This is a genomic window from Streptomyces niphimycinicus, from assembly GCF_018883605.1.
Classification (GTDB): domain Bacteria; phylum Actinomycetota; class Actinomycetes; order Streptomycetales; family Streptomycetaceae; genus Streptomyces; species Streptomyces niphimycinicus.
This window is the reverse complement of record NZ_JAHLEM010000120.1, coordinates 1-2,808: the sequence shown is the minus strand read 5'-3', so window position 1 is coordinate 2,808 and position 2,808 is coordinate 1. Positions and strand designations below refer to the sequence as shown.

At 69.5% G+C, this 2,808-nt stretch carries 3 protein-coding genes; 1 reads left to right on the top strand and 2 read right to left on the bottom strand.

All coding sequences use genetic code 11. The features are described 5' to 3' along the window. Both KN815_RS13495 and KN815_RS13490 read right to left on the bottom strand, forming a co-directional pair. A partial coding sequence (locus tag KN815_RS13495) for a family 4 glycosyl hydrolase (protein ID WP_443732323.1) occupies positions 1–834 on the bottom strand: 834 nt, incomplete at its 3' end. Beyond that, positions 831–1,616: a DeoR/GlpR family DNA-binding transcription regulator gene (locus KN815_RS13490; RefSeq protein WP_216342086.1), complete on the bottom strand. Its 786-nt coding sequence runs from the start codon at positions 1,614–1,616 to the stop codon at positions 831–833. The genes KN815_RS13490 and KN815_RS13495, both read right to left, overlap by 4 nt. 100 nt (positions 1,617–1,716) lie before the next feature. Here KN815_RS13490 and KN815_RS13485 point away from each other — a divergent pair, with 100 nt between their 5' ends. After that, a complete protein-coding gene (locus tag KN815_RS13485; protein WP_216342084.1) occupies positions 1,717–2,706 on the top strand; it encodes a carbohydrate kinase family protein in 990 nt (329 codons plus the stop codon). The last annotated feature ends 102 nt before the right edge of the window (positions 2,707–2,808 follow it).

Here is a 2,808-nt window from a genome sequence, read left to right as displayed (position 1 = left end):
CCGCTGGTAGAACTCCTGCTGCTGGCGGGCGAGGAACTCGCCGCGGGTCTGCGGAGCGTCGAGGATGGACCGCACGGCCTCGCGGTTGAAGTAGTAGTAGTACAGGTACTCGTTGGGGATCAGGCCGAGGTCGCGCAGCCACTCGCGCCCGAAGACAACGCCCTCCTCCAGGTCGCCGAGGCGCTCGTCGGCGAGCAGCCGGGGCAGGATGTCCTCGCCGTCGTGCAGCACGCGGCGCATCCAGCCGAGGTGGTTGAGACCGACGTAGTCGAACTGGGCCCGGGACGGGTCGAGGCCGAGGGTCGTGGCGATGCGGCGGCCCAGACCTGACGGCGTGTCGCAGATGCCGAGGACCCGATCGCCGAGAACGCTCTGCATCGCCTCGGTGATCATGCCGGCCGGGTTGGTGAAGTTGATGACGTAGGCGTGCGGGGCCAGCCGCCGCACCCGGTGCGCGATGTCGAGCATGACGGGGATGGTGCGCAGCCCATAGGCCAGACCACCCGGGCCGGTGGTCTCCTGACCGAGGACGTCGAGGTCGAGGGCGACCCGCTCGTCACACATCCGCCCCGTCAGCCCGCCCACGCGGATGGCGGCGAACACGAAGTCGCTGCCCTCCAGGGCGTCGTCGAGCGACGTGGTGACCGTCACCCTGGGCGCTTCGGCATGGCCGTCGGCGAACTGGGCGAGCACTTCGGCCATGGCCTTGAGCCGGGCCGGGTCGGTGTCGTACAGCCACACATCGTCGATACGGGGGGAGCCCTGATCGTGCAGCAGTGCCTGGTAGACGTATGGCACGCGGAATCCGCCGCCGCCGAGGACGGTCAACTTCATGCGAGTATCACCTTTCCGTCCGCCTCGCGGCAGAGCTGGAGCGTGTTGGGGTCGGCACCGCTGGTGGTGATCAGGACGTCGAGATCGGAGAGCGAGCACACGCGCAGCGATCCGGTGCCGGGGAACTTGGTCTCGGCGGCGACCAGGACGACCTTCCCGGCCGTCTCGATCATGGCCTGTTTCAGGGGGGCCTCGACGGCCATGTTGTCCACCACATGGCCGTTCGGCCGCACTCCGGTGCAGCTCAGGAAGAGCAGGTCGGCGCTGACCTGGCGGAGTGCCTGCTCGGTGAGGGAGCCGACCAGGGACTGGTAGTTGCGGCGCAGCACGCCACCGAGCATCACCAGCCGTACGGCGTCGTCGTCGCGGAGTTCGTCGAGCACCGGCAGGCTGCTGGTGATGACGGTGACGGGACGGCCCCGCAGTCGGCGGGCGATGGCCAGGGGAGTGGTTCCGATGTCGAGGACGATCACGCTGTCGTCCTCGACCAGCTTCACGGCCTCCTCGGCCATCGCGTCCTTCAGCGCCTCGTCGCGCGAGATGACCACGTCGAACGGAATCTCTTTCTCCGTCTCCACGCCGGCGGCTTCCGCGGTTCCGCGCAGCGACAGGGCCGCTCCGCCATAGGTGCGGACCAGCTCGCCGTTGCGGTCGAGGAGGGTCAGGTCCCGGCGAATCGTGGACTCGCTGACCTGGAGGTTTTCGGCGAGCTCGCGTACCGAGGCCACTCCGGTGGACCGGAGTGACTCGACGATCTTCGCATGTCGTTTGCGTGAGGTCACGCATTGACGATAGCACCGCATGACTGAAGTCAGTCATAGCGAGGAGAGACATTCTCGTTGCTGATCGACTCTTGTCATTCCGTAGGGGTGATGCTCATAGTTGAGCACTTCACCGTGGTCGCACCGGAAAGAGGCGGTCTCCGTGCTCGACGTGCTCTTCGCGGGCGAGGTCTTCTGCGACCTCGTCTTCGGCGGCATCCCCCACCTGCCCACCCCAGGAACCGAGGTGTACGCCGACCGGTTCGCCGTCTCCCCCGGGGGAACCGCGAACCGCGCCGTCGCCACCGCCCGCCTCGGACTGCGGACCGGGATCCTGGGTGTGATCGGCACCGACCTCTTCGGCGAGCACCTCGCCGCCCGGCTCGCGGCCGAGAAGAACCTGGACCCGACCTGGCTGCGCCGCGACCCCGCCGTGCAGACCCCGGTCACGGTCGCGGTGACCCAGGAACACGACCGCGCCTTCCTCACCTACGAGGAGAAGGGGGCCCTGCGCCCTGAGGTGTGGGAGGGCGAACTGCCCGCCGTCCGCTTCCTGCAACTCGGGATCGGACGGCCGCTGCCCGCCTGGGCGGCCGAGTTCCGCGCCCGCGGCACCCGTGTGGTGGGCGGCGTCGGCTGGGACCCCACCGGACAGTGGTCACGGGATCTGCTCGCCCGGCTCGCCGAGGTCGACGTGTTCGTCTGCAATGCCGTCGAGGCGACGAGCTACACCCGCACGGGGACGGTCGAGGAGGCCGTGAAGGTACTCGCCGACCATGTGCCCGACGTCGTCGTGACCGATGGCGGGCACGGCGCGGTCGCGGTGGACGGCGACACCGGCGAGCTGATCCGGGTCGCCGTACCCCGGGTGCCGGCCGTCGATCCCACCGGCGCCGGTGATGTGTTCACCGCGGGACTGATCACCGGCCTGAACCACGACTGGCCCCTCGCCACCCGGCTCCGCTTCGCCGGACTGTGCGCCGCCCTGTCGGTGCAGAGCCTGGGCGGCGCGAACAGCGCACCGCACTGGGACGCGATCGACGCCTTCCTCGAACGCACCCCCCGGATTCCGGACGCGGACCTCATCCGCATCCGTGCGATCAAGCCGTAGGGGGTGTCCGACAGATCTTGACGCCTGCGGGGGGCCGCTCCCCTCCCCGCCCCTTCCCACGCAGCGTCGATGTGCGGCTCCGCCGCGTGGGGGCTCCGCCCC